Below are 17,182 nucleotides of genomic sequence, written 5' to 3' on the forward strand. Positions count from 1 at the left end.
GTTTCTTTTTGTTTTAAGAGCACGCCATGAAATTAACTGCCAAACTGTTACTCCCCTTGCTTAGCCTGCATCTCGCCTCAGCCCAGGCTGTGTGTGTGACCAATGAAACCGATTTTAAACTGTATTATGAGATCCAAAACCAGAATACCGGCTGCCCCTTACCGAAAGAACGCTTCCACAGCGGCTATTTAAATGCGCACGAAAAACGTTGTCACGCCCATTCCCAATCCGAAGGGGATGATTGGAAAATCTACCGCAAGGATGTCATTACTGTCTATAAAATTGACCAGAATGGGCGTCAGCAAGCCTGTAATAAACAGGTAGAAGGGATTCTTAATTTCCTGGAGGTCAGTTATCTGGCTAATCAGTGGTGGTGCCTTGATCGAAGCGACTACGAAGATTAAGGAGAACCTCGGAGCATTCCAGGGTGCTCACTCAACCCCTCTCCTAAGGGGGGACGCTGCTTCAGGAGAGAAGACATGAAAACCTTGGTCATCACGGGTGTCAGCCGTGGCATTGGACTTGCTGCTGCCCGCTATTTTCTTGAAAAAGGCTGGAGGGTCATTGGCAGTTCAATCCGCGGTGTTTCTCCGCTGACGCATCCCTTATTAACCCTCTTGCCTCTTGATTTGGCGAACTCAACAGGCATCCAGACCTTTGCCCGGGCATTGCCTGATTTTGATTTATTAATCAACAATGCCGCGGTGTTATTGGATTGGAATCAGGAGGCGGCCATTGATCTTGCCCTGCTTAAAACCACCTTTGCCATCAATGTGTTTGGTACGATTGAATTGACCGAAGCCTGTCTCGATAAACTCGACCCACAAGGGAAAATCATCAATGTGTCTTCGAGTTGGGGATCCTTTGCGGCCAATGATTCGCCCTATCAACCGCAGTACAAAATGTCAAAAGCCTGCCTTAACCTGTACACTAAACTGTTAGCAGAGCGCTTCCCTTCACGCCTTGTCGCCAGTTTTGATCCCGGCTGGGTAAAAACCGACATGGGCACAGAGGCGGCGCCAACCCTGCCGTCCGAAGTGGCTGAGGAACTTTATACCCTGGCGGCGACTCTGAAGGAAAGTGGTTATTTCTGGCATCGAGGCCATAAAATTCCCTGGTAACCGGGATTAACTGGCACTGGCGATGTACCGCAGCACCAGCCCTGTTTCGCGTTCACCGCGCTTCATTAAACCCTGATAAAATTTGATGATAATTTCAGCCCCTTTGATTTTATCAAGTGACGCTGATTGGGGGTTCTGAAAGGTTAGATCCACGGTGTTACCGCCGTATTCCGCAGCCAGGGTATCAAATAATTCACCGAGAAGCGTCTGGGCTTCAAGAATCTCGTGCCTTGAGAGCGCGGGAGCGGGGTGGTTAATGGCACTGACAATGATGTCTTCCTTGGCTTTAAGTAATTGGTTAATGTAGCGTTGTGAGGCAGTGACTAACTCTTTCATTTCCGGTTCATTGGCAAATCGTTCGGGAAACTCGGAAATCAGTACCAGTTTTGGATTTATTTTGAACAGATACTGATAAAAAACGAGCGTGCCTTTAATCTGGTTATAAAGCGCTTTATTCGATGAGTAGACCGCGTATTTCATCACTTCTGCATTCACGAAGTCGCTGGTCTTATAGAGAATGCTTCGCCCTTTATTGTTGAGAATGTCTTTCTTGACTTCCGCCACATAGCGATTGAATTCCTCCGGTGATTTTTTTGCCAGCAACGCAAACAGGGGGCTTGTCTGTTTAATTTCATTTTCAAAATTGGCAGCTTGGTAATAAGGGATCGCATAGGTACGGGTTAGAAACAGGGCAATCATAACCGCCAGAATAGCGAGCAGCGAACCAGTCTTTTTCTCAAGGTTGCCATAATAGGAAAGTCCGGTTACGAGGGCTGCGGCTAAAACGCCTGCGAGTATGTAAATGAGAATAGTCATCATGGGCTCTTGTTTTTATTCTTGTTTAAAGAATAGTACATGGTGTTTAAATCGTACGGCTTTCTACCGTATGGATGAGAATTTTTTAACGGTTCTTCTTTAAGCACTCAAACGGGTTGACGATTATCCACAAATTCTGTGGATAACTCTGTGTATACGCTGTCAGATGCTTTATAGTCTATAGTGATAAGCCAGAAGGGACTAAAAGGAAGAGGGGGGATGGGCATGGAACAAAAGATTGCGCAATTTTTTACCTCAGACGCTTATGCAGTGGTTGGCGCGTCCAATGATCGCAATAAATTTGGTAATAAAGTACTGCGTTGTTATTTACAACACCATAAAAACGTTTACCCTGTGCATCCAGCGGAAACCACTGTCGAAGGTCTGGCTGCTGTAAAAGCCGTGAGCCATTTACCCGATACAGTGAAAAGTATTTCCATTGTTACGCCCCCGCCGGTCACTGAGAAAATCATTGCCGAAGCCATTGCCAGGGGAATTGAGAATGTATGGATACAACCCGGCACCGAGAGCAGGAAGGCAATGGATGAGGCGTTGCAGCATGGCTTAAACGTGATCGGCGGAGGACCTTGTATTTTGGTGGCGCTTGGCTGCGCTCTTGAGTAATCGCTTATCAATTGAATAGACAGGTTGAACTATGAATTTAAATCAGGACACACCGTCTGAAAGACTGTTTTCCTACGGAACGTTGCGTTATGAGGCGGTTCAACTGGCCACCTTTGGGCGAACCCTTTCAGGGAAAGCCGATGAGCTGTGTGGTTATTCATTGTCCATGGTGACAATCCATGATCCCGATGTGGTTGCGACCAGCGGAGATGTCCTTCACCCGATTCTGCATTATACCGGCAAACAGTCCGATCGCGTGGAGGGGATGGTTTTTTATGTCAGTCTTGAGGAATTGAAACGGGCGGATGAATACGAAGTAGCCGACTACCGGCGCGTCCAGGTTCAGCTGGAGTCGGGGGAGGAAGCCTGGGTTTATGTCAGTGTGGAGGCGTTGAACACTTAGCTGTCCCCAGACTTGCCGCGAGAGCTTCGGCGCCCTTAGGTTTGATGCGGTTTGATGGGTTTAAAATCGCCGTTTTTCAGCACAATACCCTGATAGCGTCCTTTGCATTCATTGGTACTCCACATCCCTTTGGTCACACCGCGCTGACCCCGTTTGAACAGGTAATAGTGAATGCGGTCCTCCCACACTTTGCCGCGGCTCATGCCGCGGGCCCGGAGTTCCCCCTGCATGAAATAAAAATCATTAATGGCCCGCACGTGAAACGTCGCCTGGTCAAGAATAATGCCTCGATTGGTGATGATGGGGTAGGTAAGCGCGCCTTTTACGGTATGAACAAAGCGTCCGGGTGTGTGTTCATCGCAATAGGCTTGATTGACGTAACGTTGGGCGGGTTCTGCCTGATAGTAAGTGCCTTGCCAGATTGTAGTGTCATCCGGAGCGGCAAAAACAGGGCATAAATAAAAAACCAAAAAAAGACAACCAACCAGCCATTTCCCATTCATTCTTATTCAATTCCGTACTGCCATTTTGCGGGGCTGCATTGTAATCCATTTTTTTAAAAAAGTATAAATGAGCGAAGCGGTTAATAATTCTGGCTTTTTAATGTTCTGTTAAGTTAGATTTGATATAACTGACCTGTTACAGTCGATTGTAAGCGCATGAGCTCTCCCATTTTTATTATCGAAAACACCCTGGCTCACGATAAAAAACGCCAAGCAGCCATACATGCTGCTGTCGATATTTCAGCCACGATGTACAACTGTTTTTTTCATGCGTATGCCCTGCATCTGATGGCTAACGGCCAGCCTTTCCCTGAGGATTTGTTTATTGCCCACGAGACAGACACCAGTGAAGTGAAAGCGTTAAAATCCATCGTTCGCAGTGAGCGTGACCTCTCCCTTTTTGAAGACTATGACCAGATCACGACTGGAGCCAGGCAGGATCATCTGGCCGAAAAAGTGCTTGTGCTGGGGGCATTGTTTCGCAGCTGGTTTATCCATCGCGTCAAGGATAACCCGAAAATGAAAGACCTGCTGTTTGATGGCAGGGATACGGTTGGCATTACCTTCTACCATTTAGTTGAAAGCTTTGATGCCGGCGAAGACTGGTTGAGGGAGCAAATCAACGCATCAACGAACCACTATAAAGCCAATAAGGTTTATTTTGATACACTGCACTTAAATCCGATCTCGCGCAGTTCGGCCTTCTCTTTTTGGGAAAAAACAGGCTATGACAATTACCTGCGATACCTCAATCAATCCTGGGTGAAGGTCTTTGTGCATGAAGTTGAATTTATGCTGCGCTTTAATGACATCTCCTATACGATTTATAATAAAATGGAGGCCTGCGTGTCTTCAGAAAGCAAGGCCGGAGGGCCTCATCTGGAGTTGGCGATTCATGCGGAATACGACCATTTTTATTTGATACCCAATGAGCGTACGGCGGATTTTCTTGAACATTACAGTGCCCAACACCGGCGAAGTCTCAGTGAGCGCAGTGACGTATTGAGTCTCGACGGTCACGACAAAGTGGCCTTGGCAAAAAAATCACCATTCTTATTGCTGGCGGTCATGTTGCCCACGGCAGACCTGTCTGGAAAGACCCCGCTGCAAGTCATGATTGAGCGGTTGCAGGAGTTAAAATCAGAAATTGCCTTGCGGCAGGACAAACCCCATCCTTTAGGGTTTTTTGATGCAAAGAAAACGCTGAGCAAGGATTTAAACCACAAAACAGCCCCTTCTGCCTCAGCAACAGCGGTCCATCCTTTGCAACCCGTGTCGAATAGACCTCCCTTGGCAACAATGGAATCGGCCGTCGCTCCTCACGCCTTAATCCCGCCCGTGGGAAGCGTCATGCCTTCATCATCGGGAAGAAAAAAGAAGCGTCAGCGGTTGACGGAGCAGGAAAAAAATTATGCTTATGCCTTGTATGAACTTGAGCAGAAAGTACTGGAGTTTAAAGTATTAAGCGAGAATGGAAAAAGACCGAAATACCAGGACGCCTTCAATGAAATAGGCGCTTTGCATAAAAACTTAGTAACGTACTGGAATGATTACAATAAGTCCAATAAAAATGAGGAGGCTTATGATCTTTTCAGAGAGCAGTCACTTGCGGAGATTGCCAGAAACAAGCGGCGCATTGAACACCATCGCGGTTGTGGGAAAATTGTAACCAACCTGGTGCTCGGTGTACTCGGTATCGGGATTTTTTATTTTGCCGTCTGTGCTTTAAAATGGGCCATCACTAAGCAATTTTTCTTTAAACCCAGGACAGACACGGCCAACATCACGGAGACGCTTGTTGATAATATAGGGAAACTTGAGGCAAGGCCGGAGGAACCCGTAGACAGGGGTGATGAGGGCTATAGGCTGAATACCTGAGGCGAATGCCTGCTGCAATTTTAAAGTAAATGGCCTGTATGACGATAAATAGAACAATTCAGGGTAAAGGGACTCCGGTTTAAGCGCCCCTATCAGGATAACAGGATGCTTGATCCACAACATGAAGAAAGAAATCTGGCTTCCAAATGGCGACTGTTGTTTGTCTATCACTTTTACCGCCTCGGCTGTGTGCTGCTCTTTTTTGGTATATTAATCTACGATGCTCTTGGTTTTCACGAGTACAACTGGCCATTTATTGCACTGAATACCATGTATCTGGTGATGGCGCTGCTCTTTCTTTATTTACAGTACCTTCATCGACCCGGCTTCAAGACGCAGGTCATCATCTCGGGAACCATGGACATCATTGCTCAGGCTTTACTCATCAGTCTGCTTGGCAATACCCGTTCCTGGCTAGGCATCCTGTTGAATGCGACCATTGCCGCGTTAAGTATTCTGGTGCCCGGACGTCTGGCCATTTTTTTTGCATCCATTGCCAGTTGCATATTGTTGGGTTTCAGTATCCTGCAATACATCCACAGTGACTCGGATAATTTAAGCACCTTCTTTTACAGTGGGGTTCATGGCGCTGGGATTTTTGCCACGGCAATTACCGCCTGGTACTTAGCCAACCGCGTCCGCGCCAGCGAAACACTGGCTGTGCATCGCAGCCACGAATTGGCCAGCATGCAGCGAATCAATGAATACATTGTCGAGCGACTGCATTCCGGTGTCATTTATGTCGATGCCAATCAGACAATCAAATTAATTAATGGGGCGGCGCGTCAATTTTTCAATTGCCTGCAAACCCTGAATTTGGCGACCATTGAGCAGTTGTCGCCAAGTTTGGATAAAAAATACCAGGACTACCTCAAAAAAATCACGGATAGTTTCCGTCCCGCCAAAACCATCATTAACGACCCTTACCTGAGGGTTCATTTTTTTCCGACGCAGGTCGGGACAAAGGTCGCGGTTTTAATCCTTTTAGACGACATGAGTGCGGTTTCACAGCAGGCACAGCAATTGAAACTGGCGTCTTTAGGTCGTTTTTCCGCCAGCATTGCTCATGAATTGCGTAACCCTCTGGGGGCCATATCGCATGCCGTGCAGCTGATGGGTGAAAATGATACCCTCACTGAAGAGGATTTGCGGCTTAAAGAATTGATTATCAATAATTGCCATCGCATGAATCGGGTGATTAAAAATGTCATGCAGCTGTCAAGAAGGGAGCAATCACAACAACAAGTCATTGATTTAGCTTCCTTTCTTACTCAGTTCAAGCAGGATTTCTGCAGTCATTCGGCCTGTTTAATTCAAATCGAACTGCCAGACACCCCCCTTTTGCCTTTTCATTTCGATAAAAGCCAACTTGAGCAAATTTTGGTTATACTTTGTGATAATGCCATTCAACACGGGAAAAATAAGACAGGTCAGGCAGAAATTACCATCAAAGCCAGGCAAACGGAGCAAAATACGCAGTTAATGGTCTGTGATACCGGTCCGGGCGTGAAAGAATCCGTCATGGATGCTATTTTTGATCCATTTTTCAGTACGGTCAGAACCGGCTACGGCATGGGCCTTTACATTGCCCGTGACCTGTGCGAAATCAATCAGGCCAGCTTAAATGTGACGAATAGGGACCAAGGGTGTTGTTTTACCATCACCTTAAATCAGGCAAGTGAGATGCTATTATGAGTAAGACCAAGATCCTTGTGGTGGATGACGAGCCGGACATCTGTGAACTGTTGTCGCTAACCTTAAAGCGCATGGGCTTAAATTGCGATACGGCCAATACTTATCAGCAAGGCATTCATTTTATCAATTCAGAGGATTACTCCCTGGTCCTTACAGACATGCACCTCCCCGACGGTGACGGCATTGAACTGGTAAAATACATTCAAAAAAGCCGCCCTCAGATTCCAGTGGCCGTCATCACGGCCTACGGTAACGTGGACGGTGCGGTCAATACGCTTAAAGCTGGAGCGTTTGATTACGTTTCCAAGCCCATCGATCTTCCCATGCTTAAGGATTTGGTAAAAACGGCATTGTCCATGCAGCAAAAACCCATGGTTTCACGCGATGATGTGCTGCTCGGCAATAGCCCCATCATGCAGGAATTGAGGCAAAACATTGGTAAATTGGCTCGCAGTCAGGCGCCTGTCTTTATTCTTGGGGAGTCCGGGGTAGGCAAGGAGTTGGTGGCGCAGTTGATTCACAACCAGGGTCCGCGTGCCGAAAAACCCTTTATTCCGGTAAACTGCGGCGCTATCCCCTCGGAACTCATGGAATCGGAATTTTTTGGCCATAAAAAAGGCAGCTTTACCGGCGCCATCGGCGACAAGTCCGGCCTGTTTGTGGCAGCCAATGGCGGCACCCTTTTTTTGGATGAGATTGCCGAACTGCCCTTAGCCATGCAAGTGAAGTTGTTGCGGGCGATTCAGGAAAAAGCCATTAAACCCATAGGCGAACACAATGAAATCCCTGTTGATGTGCGGATTTTGAGCGCAAGTCATAAAAACCTGCAGAATGAAATTGCCTGCGGCCGATTCCGACAGGATTTGTATTATCGTGTCAATGTGATTGAATTGCGGGTGCCGACTCTCCAGGAAAGATTATCGGATATCCCACTGCTGGCCAACCACATATTGCAGCATTTGGCCGCTGAGCAGCATCGGCCCATGGAACCCTTGTCCAAGGCTTGTATTCAGGCCCTGCAGAATTACCATTTTCCCGGTAACGTGCGCGAGCTCGAAAACATTCTGGAACGGGCGATGGCGATGTGCGAAGGGAATACCATCAGCGTGGAGGATCTGCATTTACCGGCAGCCCCTGTCATGCCTGTTGAAGAAAAGGCCGTACCGCAGCCTGCGGCCCCGGTGCCGAAAAACCTCGACGGATCGCTGTACGAACATGAGAAAGAGTTGATTCTAAGCGCGCTTGAAAAAACCAAATGGAATCGCACGGCGGCGGCTAAACTGTTAGGGGTCAGTTTCAGAACATTAAGGTACCGTCTGAAAAAGCTCGGCCTGGATTAAACCGGTATCGTTTCTGCCGTTTTGGCCGCCAGGGATTTTTTATAAACCAGGGTGATCGCTTGTCCATCCCAGACATAACTGTAGTGGCTTCCCTGCTTACAGCTGAGTAGGGTTTTTGGTCGAAACAAGGCAAAATTCTTGCCTTCACCGCGCACGGAATGATAAACAAGACCATCATCGCCGCGCTTCTTAACCGCGGCGCCAAGACCCTGGCCGAATTGATAATCCGTCCGATGATAAACCGGATGCGTTTCTGGATTAAGCGGCAACAGGTCGTAGAGGGTTGCGTTAAACTGCGCCACAAGGCCTCGCATGTCGATTTCCTGAGCCGGCTCATGGGTGTATTGTAAAAAGCGCTGACGATGATAGACCGTTTCAGCGATTGCCGTTTCCAATCGTTCCGCCGCGTAGAAAATGCCATAATCGCCATTGGAAAAACGGCTGCCGTCGGGGTTGGTGTGGGTAAAGGCCGCCATGATAAAACCGCTTCCTGTGGTGCCGAACACCCTTTCTTTTGCAGGCAGCAGGCTTAAATTGCCGACTTCATCCTGAATACGCGGATTCGTCAGGGACTGCACCTTATACAAGGCTTCGAACTCCGCGGCATCCGCCACATCCTCAAACAGTGAGATCGGAGGAAATTTGGAAGGAATTAATCGATGGCAGCGCTGTGACGCAAACCCGGTCTTTTCCAGTGTGTCAATGAGGGACATCATGCTTTACCGCCTCGCTCTGCATTTAAACGGCTGGCAATGGACCACAAGTCGACCACACGGCCCTGCATCATGATGGCCATCGCGGACTGGCCATTGAAAAAAGGCGCATGGTTCGGCTTTCGAACCCACCCATACACCGATTCGGGATGGGAAAAGAGGATGCGCAATGCAGCATGAATATTCAAAAGATAGGATAAACGTTCGGCCAAATCACGGCTTATCAGGGCCTTGTCCGGATCGCTTTTGTATTTAAACAGGGTGGAGCGTTTTAAACCCAGGAGCGTCTGCATTTCTTCGGTGCTGCAGCGCCATTTTTCAAGGATGGTCACGACTGCTTTAAAGGCGGCTTGCAAATCATTCATGGTTAATGGGGTATTCGCGGTAAAAGGTATCATCGTCGCTGTCCCTATTGGCTGTTCCTTGGTCTAAATATAGATTATTTTTTTCATTTAGTCTATATATGGACTTATTGCTCCACCATAAACCGGATGTCGTCTTTCAAGGCAGCGATGCGGGCATCCAGGTAGTGATCGTTTCCTGCCATCTTTTTAGCCACGTTCAATTGCCGCAGGGCATCCCGCGATCGCCCCTGCAGCAGATTGCATTGGGCCTGGGTAAAATAGGCATACCCTTTCTGCCGGGAGGCCGCCTGCGCCTGGGCTAAGGTTTCGCACAGGGGCAGGTCGCGCTTGAATTGACGAAATCCCTTTAACAGGATGGCCGTGGCCTGTTCGGCTTGTCCGGCAGCAAGAAGGCCCTCGGCATAAGCCATCAGGGCGGCGTAATTCTCGGGGTAATTGGATTGCAATTCCTTCAGTCGTTTTAACGCCGCATTAAACTGCCGATTGCCTGCCTCGGCTTCGGCCATGGCCACCTGATAAAAAAGATTGTCTTTATTTTCGGTGGTCAGACGGGTCAATTGAAGTTCGGCATTGCTAAACTGATTGGCTTTCATCAAGGCCAGACTTTGCCCATACTCGCAGGCCGCTGCGGTATTATGCCGCCGGCATTCCTTCTGATAATAATCCAGCATCTGTTTGCTGTTTTCCGCGAGGCTGTTGCGGATGAGTTCTTTAAACAAATGATAATCAAGGCTGTCGGGGTAATTTTTATGCTTAACGTTGCCGCTGCGGTTCTCTGCTTCGGCAATGCGATCCTCATCCAGCGGGTGGGTGCGTAAAATGGCAGGGATGTTGTCCGTGTAATAATAGCGGGTGGCTTCCTGCATTTTTTTAAAAAAACCCGCCATGCCGCGCGGATCAAACCCCGCTTTTATGAGCATGGCAATGCCGATACGATCCGCTTCTTTCTCGTTGGCACGGGTAAAATTGATATTGTCCTGGGCAAACCCGGTAATCGATGCCATCATGGCGCCGCCGGCGAGCGTTGGGTTGATGGCGCCCAGTGCCACGGCGGCGAGCATGGAGGCCAGCATGGGGACGCGCATTTGTTTTTGATGTTGAATCATACGATAAAGGTGGTGCAGCCTGACGTGGGCAATTTCATGCGCCATCACCGCGGCCAGTTCGCTTTCATTCTGGGTGGCAAGAATCAGTTGGGTATTGATGCCTATATAGCCGCCGGGACCTGCGAAGGCGTTGATTTCATTGGATTTAACAATGAAAAAATAGGGCAGGGGCATGCGGGCAAACTGGGATAAGCGTTTACCTAAATGATTAATGTATTGCGTCGCGAGCGGGGTGCGGACCACGAGATCCGATTGATTAATCAATTGCCTGAATTCCTTTTCAAGCTCCTCAAGCTCACTGGTCGAGTAGGGACTGAATGCCTGCGCTGTGCTGTTGCCAAAGCTCATGGAGAGGATGATAACCAGCGTGAGCGCATGACGGATGAATCTCCCTGTAACCCTTTGAAAACGGCGTGTCATTCCTCATCCTCTCGTTGATATCCGGGAAAAACCATGGATTATAATAAAACAGTCCGTCGGCCATGGCAAAAATTTAACATAAATCCCTGACAAACCGAGGGATTCCCTTGTGTTTTCATGATCAATACTACTCAGAAATTGAATAATTTGTTATCATGTTTGGATTTTTAGAGTCATCGGTTTAACTATGCACAATTCCTTTATGCTTAAAGCGCTTGACCAGGCAAGGTTAGGCAGGGGTTTTTGTGCACCCAATCCCAGTGTCGGCGCCGTGGCGGTGCGCGGGCAGATGATTCTTGCTGCCGGGTATCACGCCGGGGCAGGGAAACCGCATGCCGAGCAGGAAGTGCTTAAGCAATTGTCTGGCAATCTGGAGGATGTGACCTTGTACGTCACCCTCGAGCCCTGCAACCATTGGGGAAAAACGCCGCCCTGTGTCGAGGCCATTATTCAGGCAGGCGTCGGGCGGGTTGTTTATGGATTTGCCGACCCCAACCCCCTGGTGGCGGCCAATAATACCCCAGCCTTGTTAGGTCAGCATGGCATTGAGGTCATGGCCTGTCCTTTGCCTGAAATTGATGTGTTTTATCAAAGTTATTCCCATTGGACGCTCACAAAAAAGCCCTGGGTTACCGCGAAAATAGCACAAAGCCTCGATGGCAAAATCGGGGGGCCTAACGGTGAAAGGGTGCAGCTTTCCAATGACGCCTGCGCCGAATTCACTCACACCCAACGGCTTCACAGCGACATTCTGTTAACCACGGCAAAGACTGTCCGTAACGACAATCCCCGTCTTGATGTGCGCTTGCCCGGATACACTGGCCCAAAGCCCATTGCCATCCTGGATCGCACCCTCGGCTTAACCGCTGATGCGTCTGTTTTTACTACCGCCGAGTATTGCCATGTTTTTCACGACGAAACGGTCGCCGTGAAAAACCCCTTTCCCCATTGTACCTACCATGCCATCAGCAGCCGGGAAGGCGGTCTGGATTTGAGCGCCGTGATTGCGCAGCTCGGGGCTTTAGGCTATCACGACGTCTGGGTTGAAGCCGGTGGGCGGTTGTTTTCTGCCCTTCATGAGCAACACCTGGTGAATACCACGCTGGTTTATCTCGTGCCTGAAGTATTAGGTGAATCCGCAGGCAATGGTTATCATGGCGGTCAGATTTTAAAGGGCAGGCGTTCCGTCTCGTGGCAGGCGAAGGAAGACAATATGATATTGCGTCTGGATTGGTTGGAGAAGTGATGTTTACCGGACTTATAGAAGAAAAAGCGCAGGTGATAAGTAACGAGCCGGCTTCGGGGGGCAGGCGCCTGTGCCTGCACTCGCCATTTAAGACGCTGCAAAGCGGTGAGAGCATTGCAGTGAACGGCGTCTGCCTGACTCATAAGTCAGAGGACGCCTTGAGTCTGGTGTTTGATGTTTCACCCGAAACACTGGCTAAAACAACCCTGGGCCAGCTGAAGGCAGGGGATTTAGTTAATCTCGAGCGTGCCATGCTGGCGCATACCCGGTTTGGCGGCCACTATGTCAGCGGCCACGTCGACACGACAGCCGGGTTAGCCGCAATGAAGAACGTCGGTGACTATTATGAAATTCAGGTGAATGAGTTTGGTGCGGATGCCCGGTTGTACCTGCTTCCCAAGGGCAGCATTACCCTGGATGGCGTGAGTTTGACCATTAACGCGGTGACCCCGCAGGCCATTCATTTGATGCTGGTGCCGCATACACTCAAGGTGACGACCCTGGGAGACCTTAAACCCGGTCATCGTTTTAACGTGGAATTTGATTATTTGACTCGAATTGTTGCTCATCAACTCAGCATTTCGGGCCAGTTAAAGAATGAGGTTTATTCATGACGAGTCCTTTTGCCAGTATTGAGCACGCAATCGACACTTTAAAGGCAGGGCGCATGATCATGCTCCTTGATGATGAAAATCGTGAAAACGAAGGGGATCTGGTGATTGCGGCGCAGCATGCCACGCCAGAAGCCATTAATTTCATGTCGCGATTTGGGCGCGGTTTAATCTGCCTGCCCATGGCGGGGGAGCTGATCGATAAATTGCAGTTGCCCATGATGGCTACCCATAACCGCTCGCCGTATGGCACGGCGTTCACCGTCTCCATAGAAGCTGCCCGCGGGGTGTCAACGGGCATTTCCGCCAATGATCGTGCCCACACCATTCAGGTCGCTATTGATGCGGCCAGCAGCGCGGCTGACATTATTTCCCCGGGGCATGTTTTTCCGTTGCGCGCGAAAGAAGGTGGCGTATTGAAGCGTCAGGGCCAGACTGAGGGCAGTGTCGACCTGGCAAGGCTTGCCGGATTGACGCCGGCTGCGGTGATTTGTGAAATCATCAACGATGACGGCACCATGAGCCGCCGTGACGAGCTCGCTGTTTTTTCACAACAGCACGATATCCCCATGGTCACTATCCGTGACCTGATTGATTACCGCATACGCCATGAAACACTGGTGGATGCCGCCGCAGAAACCACCATTCCCCTGCAGGATCACGGGCCTTTTTCCATGACCGTATTCAGCAACGAACTGGATGATGCCGAACATTTTGCCCTGGTAAAAAAACCGGTGGTTGCCAATCAGGTTCCTTTGGTGCGCATTCATTCCGAGTGCATTACCGGGGATGTGTTTGGTTCCTGCAAATGCGATTGCGGCGCGCAATTGCAGCGTTCCTTAAGCCTGATTGCCAAAGAGGGCGGTGTGCTGATTTATTTGCGTCAGGAAGGACGCGGTATTGGTTTGGCTAATAAATTAAAAGCTTACGCCCTGCAGGAGCAGGGTCTGGATACCGTGGATGCCAACTTAAAACTGGGATTTCCGGCCGATAACCGCGACTACGCCATCGGTTTTCAGATTCTTAAGTACTTAGGCATTGATGTTCTGCGCTTAATCACCAATAATCCGCAAAAACTTGAGGGCATCAGGAAATTTGGCTTAACCATCAGCGAACGCGTGCCGTTAGCCATTGAGCCTTCAAACGAGAATCGTAACTATTTAAAGACCAAGCAAACCCGGCTGGGTCACTTAATGACTGTGGATTAGGATGACTGAATGAAACTGATTGATGAAACAACGGCTGAACGAAGCCCTTCTTTTCCGGTGGCCTTAGTGGTAAGCCAGTTTAATCGCGATGTAACCGCTGAATTAAAGAAAGGCGCGATGGAGCGTTTATTGCAGGCAGGATTTCATGACCATGATTTACTGATTGTGGAGGTGCCTGGCGCTGTTGAAATTCCGTTGGCTGCCCAACGCCTCGCGGCAAAAGGGCAGGTGCAAGCCATTATTGCTCTGGGGGCTGTTATTCGCGGCGAAACCACGCATTATGACTATGTCTGTGAACAGGTCAGCAATGGCTGCCAGCGGGTAGCGCTGGATTATAACCTGCCCGTTGTTTTTGGGGTATTAACCACTGAAAATGACGCGCAGGCCTGGGATCGCCTGGGCGGGCGTCACGGCCATAAAGGACAGGATGCAGCCGATTGCGCGATAGCCATGCATACCATACTCAAACAACTTTAAACGCACGGACTTTAAGCGGGTTGATTAGGATTTATAGCGGCTTTTAATAAAAAAGTGTGTTATTTATGCTCTTCTTTTGCTAAAATTAAATCCCGTTTATATGCAAAATTAATTACTTCGCCATCCAGGCGGACAGCATTCCAAACGGGGTCACTTATGACAAATTATATCTTCATCACCGGCGGCGTAGTTTCTTCTTTAGGTAAAGGCATCGCAGCCGCTTCATTAGCCGCAATTCTTGAAGCACGCGGGTTAAGCGTTACCCTCATTAAGCTTGATCCCTACATTAACGTTGATCCTGGCACCATGAGCCCTTTCCAGCATGGCGAAGTGTTTGTGACGCATGACGGCGCTGAGACGGATCTTGATCTTGGCCATTATGAACGCTTTGTTCGTACAACCATGACAAAAAGGAATAACTTCACCACCGGGAAAATTTACGAGACGGTGATTAAAAAAGAACGGCGCGGGGATTACCTCGGGGGTACTGTTCAGGTTATTCCGCACATTACCAACGAAATCAAGCGTTCGATTAAGATGGGTGCGGAAGGTTTTGACATTGCCATGATTGAAATTGGTGGCACGGTCGGGGACATTGAATCCCTCCCTTTCCTGGAAGCGATTCGTCAGATGCGCATGGAGTTGGGAAGCCAGCATGCCCTGTTTATTCATCTGACCCTGGTTCCCTATATTCCTACCTCGGGAGAAACCAAGACCAAGCCTACCCAGCATTCCGTCAAGGAACTCCGTTCCATCGGGATACAGCCTGACATCCTTATCTGCCGTTCTGAAAAGGCATTGTCCATGAGTGATCGGGAAAAAATTGCCTTGTTCACCAACGTCGAAAAGGAAGGGGTTATCTCCCTTGAAGACGCCAAAACCATTTACCAGATTCCGATGATTCTGCATGAGCAGGGGCTCGATGAAATCGTGGTTAAAAAACTGAATCTTGAGTTAAAGCCTGCTGATTTAAGCGAGTGGAAAACAGTGGTTGAAAAGCAGGCCATGCAGAACAAGACCATTAAAGTCGCCATGGTGGGTAAATACACCGAATTGAATGACGCCTACAAATCCATTAACGAAGCCCTGTTGCACGCCGGTATTCATACCCAGACCAAAGTGGAGATTGTTTACATCGATGCTGAGCAGATTGAAAAACAGGGGATTGACCAGTTAAGCGATGTGGATGCCATTCTAGTGCCTGGCGGTTTTGGTCCGCGAGGCATCGAAGGCAAAATTAGCGCTATTCAGTATGCGCGTGAGAAAGGCGTGCCTTTCCTGGGCATTTGCCTTGGCATGCAAACAGCTGTGATTGAGTTCGCTCGCCATGTCGCGGGATTGACGGGTGCCAATTCCACTGAATTCAACAACAAGACGCCTCATCCTGTCATTGGTTTAATCAGCGAATGGGCTGAAGCTGATGGCCGCATCAATGTCCGGGATGAACACACTGACCTCGGCGGCACCATGCGCCTTGGCGCCCAGGCGTGTCTGCTCGACCCTCAATCGCTGGCTTACCGCGTTTATGAAAATAACGAGCAGATTATGGAGCGTCATCGCCACCGATATGAAGTCAATAATCAATACATTGACCAGTTGACTCAGGCTGGATTAGTCATTTCCGGACGCTCAGGGGACAAGCTGCTGGTTGAAATGATAGAGCTGCCTAATCATCCCTGGTTTATTGCCTGTCAATTCCATCCCGAGTTTACTTCCACGCCGCGTGATGGCCATCCGCTGTTTAAGCAATTTGTATTGGCGGGACGCAACTATCACCAAGAAAAGGATAAAGCATGAACTTATGTGGTTTTAAAGCCGGGCTGGATGCCCCGTTGTTTTTAATTGCGGGCCCCTGTGTGATCGAAAGCGAGAGCATGGCGCTTGAGACGGCCGGGTATTTAAAGGAACTCTGTCAGGAATTGCAGTTACCCTTTATTTACAAGTCGTCGTTTGATAAAGCCAACCGTTCGTCGGTGAGCAGCTACCGTGGACCGGGTTTTGAAAAAGGCTTGCTCATTCTGGAGAAAGTGAAGCAGCAGATTGGTGTGCCAGTATTAACCGACGTGCATGAAGATACCCCGTTACTGGAAGTGGCGAGCGTGGTTGATGTGCTGCAAACTCCCGCCTTTTTATGCCGCCAGACCAATTTTATCCAAAAAGTGGCCGCGATGAACAAGCCGGTCAATATCAAAAAGGGACAGTTCCTTTCGCCCTGGGAAATGAAACATGTGGTGGCGAAAGCCAAAGCCACTGGCAACGAGCAAATCATGGTGTGTGAACGGGGCGTGAGCTTTGGTTATAACAACCTGGTTTCGGACATGCGCTCACTTCAGATCATGCGCGAAACCCAGTGCCCGGTGATTTTTGATGCGACCCACTCCGTGCAATTGCCTGGTGGCAACAATGGCATGTCAGGCGGTCAGCGTGAGTTTGTGCCTGTATTAGCCAGAGCCGCAACGGCAGCCGGGATCTCAGGTCTTTTCATGGAAACGCACCCTGATCCGGACAAGGCACTGAGTGACGGACCGAACAGTTGGCCTCTGGATAAAATGAAACCTTTACTGGAAAGTCTGATGGCCCTGGATCGCGTTTTTAAACGCAGTCCTGAATTGTTTTAATGATGACCCGATCCGAGGTGTAAGGGAAGTTTCCACAT

18 protein-coding genes are annotated in these 17,182 nt (G+C 49.2%); 13 read left to right on the forward strand and 5 right to left on the reverse strand.

Features of this window, described 5'->3' with window-relative positions; genetic code table 11:
• The first annotated feature begins 26 nt into the window (after nucleotides 1–26).
• Together DYE45_RS06640 and DYE45_RS06645 are read left to right on the forward strand one after the other, a co-directional pair.
• The gene (locus DYE45_RS06640; protein ID WP_108291873.1) at nucleotides 27–404 is read left to right on the forward strand and encodes a hypothetical protein; all 378 of its coding nucleotides are present in this window, start codon (nucleotides 27–29) and stop codon (nucleotides 402–404) included.
• Between the two features lie 75 nt (nucleotides 405–479).
• Nucleotides 480–1,121, forward strand: coding sequence for an SDR family NAD(P)-dependent oxidoreductase (locus DYE45_RS06645; protein ID WP_115300646.1), 642 nt, complete (start codon nucleotides 480–482; stop codon nucleotides 1,119–1,121).
• Between the two features lie 6 nt (nucleotides 1,122–1,127).
• On the opposite strand, the gene DYE45_RS06650 is transcribed toward DYE45_RS06645, so the two are convergent.
• Nucleotides 1,128–1,940 (reverse strand): hypothetical protein, encoded by an 813-nt coding sequence (locus DYE45_RS06650; RefSeq protein ID WP_133138144.1) that lies wholly within the window; start codon nucleotides 1,938–1,940, stop codon nucleotides 1,128–1,130.
• A gap of 222 nt (nucleotides 1,941–2,162) precedes the next feature.
• On the opposite strand from DYE45_RS06650, the gene DYE45_RS06655 reads away from it, so the two are divergent.
• Both DYE45_RS06655 and DYE45_RS06660 read left to right on the forward strand, forming a co-directional pair.
• Nucleotides 2,163–2,561, forward strand: coding sequence for a CoA-binding protein (locus DYE45_RS06655; protein WP_115301072.1), 399 nt, complete (start codon nucleotides 2,163–2,165; stop codon nucleotides 2,559–2,561).
• A 31-nt stretch (nucleotides 2,562–2,592) separates the two neighbouring features.
• Nucleotides 2,593–2,964, forward strand: a complete 372-nt coding sequence (locus DYE45_RS06660; RefSeq protein WP_115300647.1) for a gamma-glutamylcyclotransferase family protein — start codon at nucleotides 2,593–2,595, stop codon at nucleotides 2,962–2,964.
• Nucleotides 2,965–2,999: 35 nt separating this feature from the next.
• On the opposite strand, the gene DYE45_RS06665 is transcribed toward DYE45_RS06660, so the two are convergent.
• Nucleotides 3,000–3,467: a hypothetical protein gene (locus DYE45_RS06665; RefSeq protein ID WP_108291865.1), complete on the reverse strand. Its 468-nt coding sequence runs from the start codon at nucleotides 3,465–3,467 to the stop codon at nucleotides 3,000–3,002.
• Nucleotides 3,468–3,623: 156 nt separating this feature from the next.
• On the opposite strand from DYE45_RS06665, the gene DYE45_RS06670 reads away from it, so the two are divergent.
• From DYE45_RS06670 to DYE45_RS06680, 3 genes are all read left to right on the forward strand, one after another.
• Nucleotides 3,624–5,345: a hypothetical protein gene (locus tag DYE45_RS06670; RefSeq protein ID WP_115300648.1), complete on the forward strand. Its 1,722-nt coding sequence runs from the start codon at nucleotides 3,624–3,626 to the stop codon at nucleotides 5,343–5,345.
• 105 nt (nucleotides 5,346–5,450) lie between these two features.
• On the forward strand, nucleotides 5,451–7,040 hold the full coding sequence (locus tag DYE45_RS06675) for a sensor histidine kinase (protein WP_115300649.1): 1,590 nt from the start codon (nucleotides 5,451–5,453) through the stop codon (nucleotides 7,038–7,040).
• Nucleotides 7,037–8,380, forward strand: coding sequence for a sigma-54-dependent transcriptional regulator (locus tag DYE45_RS06680; RefSeq protein ID WP_115300650.1), 1,344 nt, complete (start codon nucleotides 7,037–7,039; stop codon nucleotides 8,378–8,380). Before DYE45_RS06675 ends, DYE45_RS06680 begins: the two co-directional genes overlap by 4 nt.
• Here the strand turns inward: DYE45_RS06680 and DYE45_RS06685 are convergent.
• From DYE45_RS06685 to DYE45_RS06695, 3 genes are all read right to left on the reverse strand, one after another.
• Nucleotides 8,377–9,096, reverse strand: coding sequence for an RES family NAD+ phosphorylase (locus tag DYE45_RS06685; protein WP_242602633.1), 720 nt, complete (start codon nucleotides 9,094–9,096; stop codon nucleotides 8,377–8,379). The genes DYE45_RS06680 and DYE45_RS06685 overlap by 4 nt on opposite strands.
• Nucleotides 9,093–9,491, reverse strand: coding sequence for an MbcA/ParS/Xre antitoxin family protein (locus DYE45_RS06690; RefSeq protein ID WP_108291857.1), 399 nt, complete (start codon nucleotides 9,489–9,491; stop codon nucleotides 9,093–9,095). Before DYE45_RS06690 ends, DYE45_RS06685 begins: the two co-directional genes overlap by 4 nt.
• Before the next feature lie 71 nt (nucleotides 9,492–9,562).
• Nucleotides 9,563–10,912 (reverse strand): M48 family metalloprotease, encoded by a 1,350-nt coding sequence (locus DYE45_RS06695; RefSeq protein ID WP_242602640.1) that lies wholly within the window; start codon nucleotides 10,910–10,912, stop codon nucleotides 9,563–9,565.
• 259 nt (nucleotides 10,913–11,171) lie between these two features.
• Here DYE45_RS06695 and ribD point away from each other — a divergent pair, with 259 nt between their 5' ends.
• From ribD to kdsA, 6 genes are all read left to right on the forward strand, one after another.
• Entirely contained in the window at nucleotides 11,172–12,230 is a 1,059-nt protein-coding gene (ribD, locus tag DYE45_RS06700; protein WP_108291853.1) for a bifunctional diaminohydroxyphosphoribosylaminopyrimidine deaminase/5-amino-6-(5-phosphoribosylamino)uracil reductase RibD, read from the forward strand.
• On the forward strand, nucleotides 12,230–12,844 hold the full coding sequence (locus DYE45_RS06705) for a riboflavin synthase (protein ID WP_115300652.1): 615 nt from the start codon (nucleotides 12,230–12,232) through the stop codon (nucleotides 12,842–12,844). Before ribD ends, DYE45_RS06705 begins: the two co-directional genes overlap by 1 nt.
• Nucleotides 12,841–14,049, forward strand: coding sequence for a bifunctional 3,4-dihydroxy-2-butanone-4-phosphate synthase/GTP cyclohydrolase II (locus tag DYE45_RS06710; RefSeq protein WP_108291849.1), 1,209 nt, complete (start codon nucleotides 12,841–12,843; stop codon nucleotides 14,047–14,049). Before DYE45_RS06705 ends, DYE45_RS06710 begins: the two co-directional genes overlap by 4 nt.
• Before the next feature lie 9 nt (nucleotides 14,050–14,058).
• The gene (gene ribH, locus DYE45_RS06715; RefSeq protein WP_108291847.1) at nucleotides 14,059–14,526 is read left to right on the forward strand and encodes a 6,7-dimethyl-8-ribityllumazine synthase; all 468 of its coding nucleotides are present in this window, start codon (nucleotides 14,059–14,061) and stop codon (nucleotides 14,524–14,526) included.
• A 156-nt stretch (nucleotides 14,527–14,682) separates the two neighbouring features.
• The gene (gene pyrG / locus DYE45_RS06720) at nucleotides 14,683–16,323 is read left to right on the forward strand and encodes a CTP synthase (protein WP_115300653.1); all 1,641 of its coding nucleotides are present in this window, start codon (nucleotides 14,683–14,685) and stop codon (nucleotides 16,321–16,323) included.
• The gene (kdsA, locus tag DYE45_RS06725) at nucleotides 16,320–17,144 is read left to right on the forward strand and encodes a 3-deoxy-8-phosphooctulonate synthase (protein WP_115300654.1); all 825 of its coding nucleotides are present in this window, start codon (nucleotides 16,320–16,322) and stop codon (nucleotides 17,142–17,144) included. The genes pyrG and kdsA overlap by 4 nt, the downstream gene beginning before the upstream one ends.
• Nucleotides 17,145–17,182 lie beyond the last annotated feature (38 nt).

This window comes from Legionella taurinensis (assembly GCF_900452865.1).
GTDB lineage: Bacteria > Pseudomonadota > Gammaproteobacteria > Legionellales > Legionellaceae > Legionella_C > Legionella_C taurinensis.

What these genes read in the sequence shown, in the direction of transcription:
- DYE45_RS06640 (WP_108291873.1), top strand. Translation starts at nt 27, where the DNA reads ATGAAATTAACTGCCAAACTGTTACTCCCCTTGCTTAGCCTGCATCTC.
- DYE45_RS06655 (WP_115301072.1), top strand. Translation starts at nt 2,163, where the DNA reads ATGGAACAAAAGATTGCGCAATTTTTTACCTCAGACGCTTATGCAGTG.
- DYE45_RS06695 (WP_242602640.1), bottom strand. Translation starts at nt 10,912, where the DNA reads ATGAGCTTTGGCAACAGCACAGCGCAGGCATTCAGTCCCTACTCGACC.
- DYE45_RS06675 (WP_115300649.1), top strand. Translation starts at nt 5,451, where the DNA reads ATGCTTGATCCACAACATGAAGAAAGAAATCTGGCTTCCAAATGGCGA.
- ribD (WP_108291853.1), top strand. Translation starts at nt 11,172, where the DNA reads ATGCACAATTCCTTTATGCTTAAAGCGCTTGACCAGGCAAGGTTAGGC.
- DYE45_RS06690 (WP_108291857.1), bottom strand. Translation starts at nt 9,491, where the DNA reads ATGATACCTTTTACCGCGAATACCCCATTAACCATGAATGATTTGCAA.
- DYE45_RS06645 (WP_115300646.1), top strand. Translation starts at nt 480, where the DNA reads ATGAAAACCTTGGTCATCACGGGTGTCAGCCGTGGCATTGGACTTGCT.
- DYE45_RS06685 (WP_242602633.1), bottom strand. Translation starts at nt 9,096, where the DNA reads ATGATGTCCCTCATTGACACACTGGAAAAGACCGGGTTTGCGTCACAG.
- DYE45_RS06665 (WP_108291865.1), bottom strand. Translation starts at nt 3,467, where the DNA reads ATGAATGGGAAATGGCTGGTTGGTTGTCTTTTTTTGGTTTTTTATTTA.
- ribH (WP_108291847.1), top strand. Translation starts at nt 14,059, where the DNA reads ATGAAACTGATTGATGAAACAACGGCTGAACGAAGCCCTTCTTTTCCG.
- DYE45_RS06710 (WP_108291849.1), top strand. Translation starts at nt 12,841, where the DNA reads ATGACGAGTCCTTTTGCCAGTATTGAGCACGCAATCGACACTTTAAAG.
- DYE45_RS06660 (WP_115300647.1), top strand. Translation starts at nt 2,593, where the DNA reads ATGAATTTAAATCAGGACACACCGTCTGAAAGACTGTTTTCCTACGGA.
- DYE45_RS06670 (WP_115300648.1), top strand. Translation starts at nt 3,624, where the DNA reads ATGAGCTCTCCCATTTTTATTATCGAAAACACCCTGGCTCACGATAAA.
- kdsA (WP_115300654.1), top strand. Translation starts at nt 16,320, where the DNA reads ATGAACTTATGTGGTTTTAAAGCCGGGCTGGATGCCCCGTTGTTTTTA.
- DYE45_RS06705 (WP_115300652.1), top strand. Translation starts at nt 12,230, where the DNA reads ATGTTTACCGGACTTATAGAAGAAAAAGCGCAGGTGATAAGTAACGAG.
- pyrG (WP_115300653.1), top strand. Translation starts at nt 14,683, where the DNA reads ATGACAAATTATATCTTCATCACCGGCGGCGTAGTTTCTTCTTTAGGT.
- DYE45_RS06680 (WP_115300650.1), top strand. Translation starts at nt 7,037, where the DNA reads ATGAGTAAGACCAAGATCCTTGTGGTGGATGACGAGCCGGACATCTGT.
- DYE45_RS06650 (WP_133138144.1), bottom strand. Translation starts at nt 1,940, where the DNA reads ATGATGACTATTCTCATTTACATACTCGCAGGCGTTTTAGCCGCAGCC.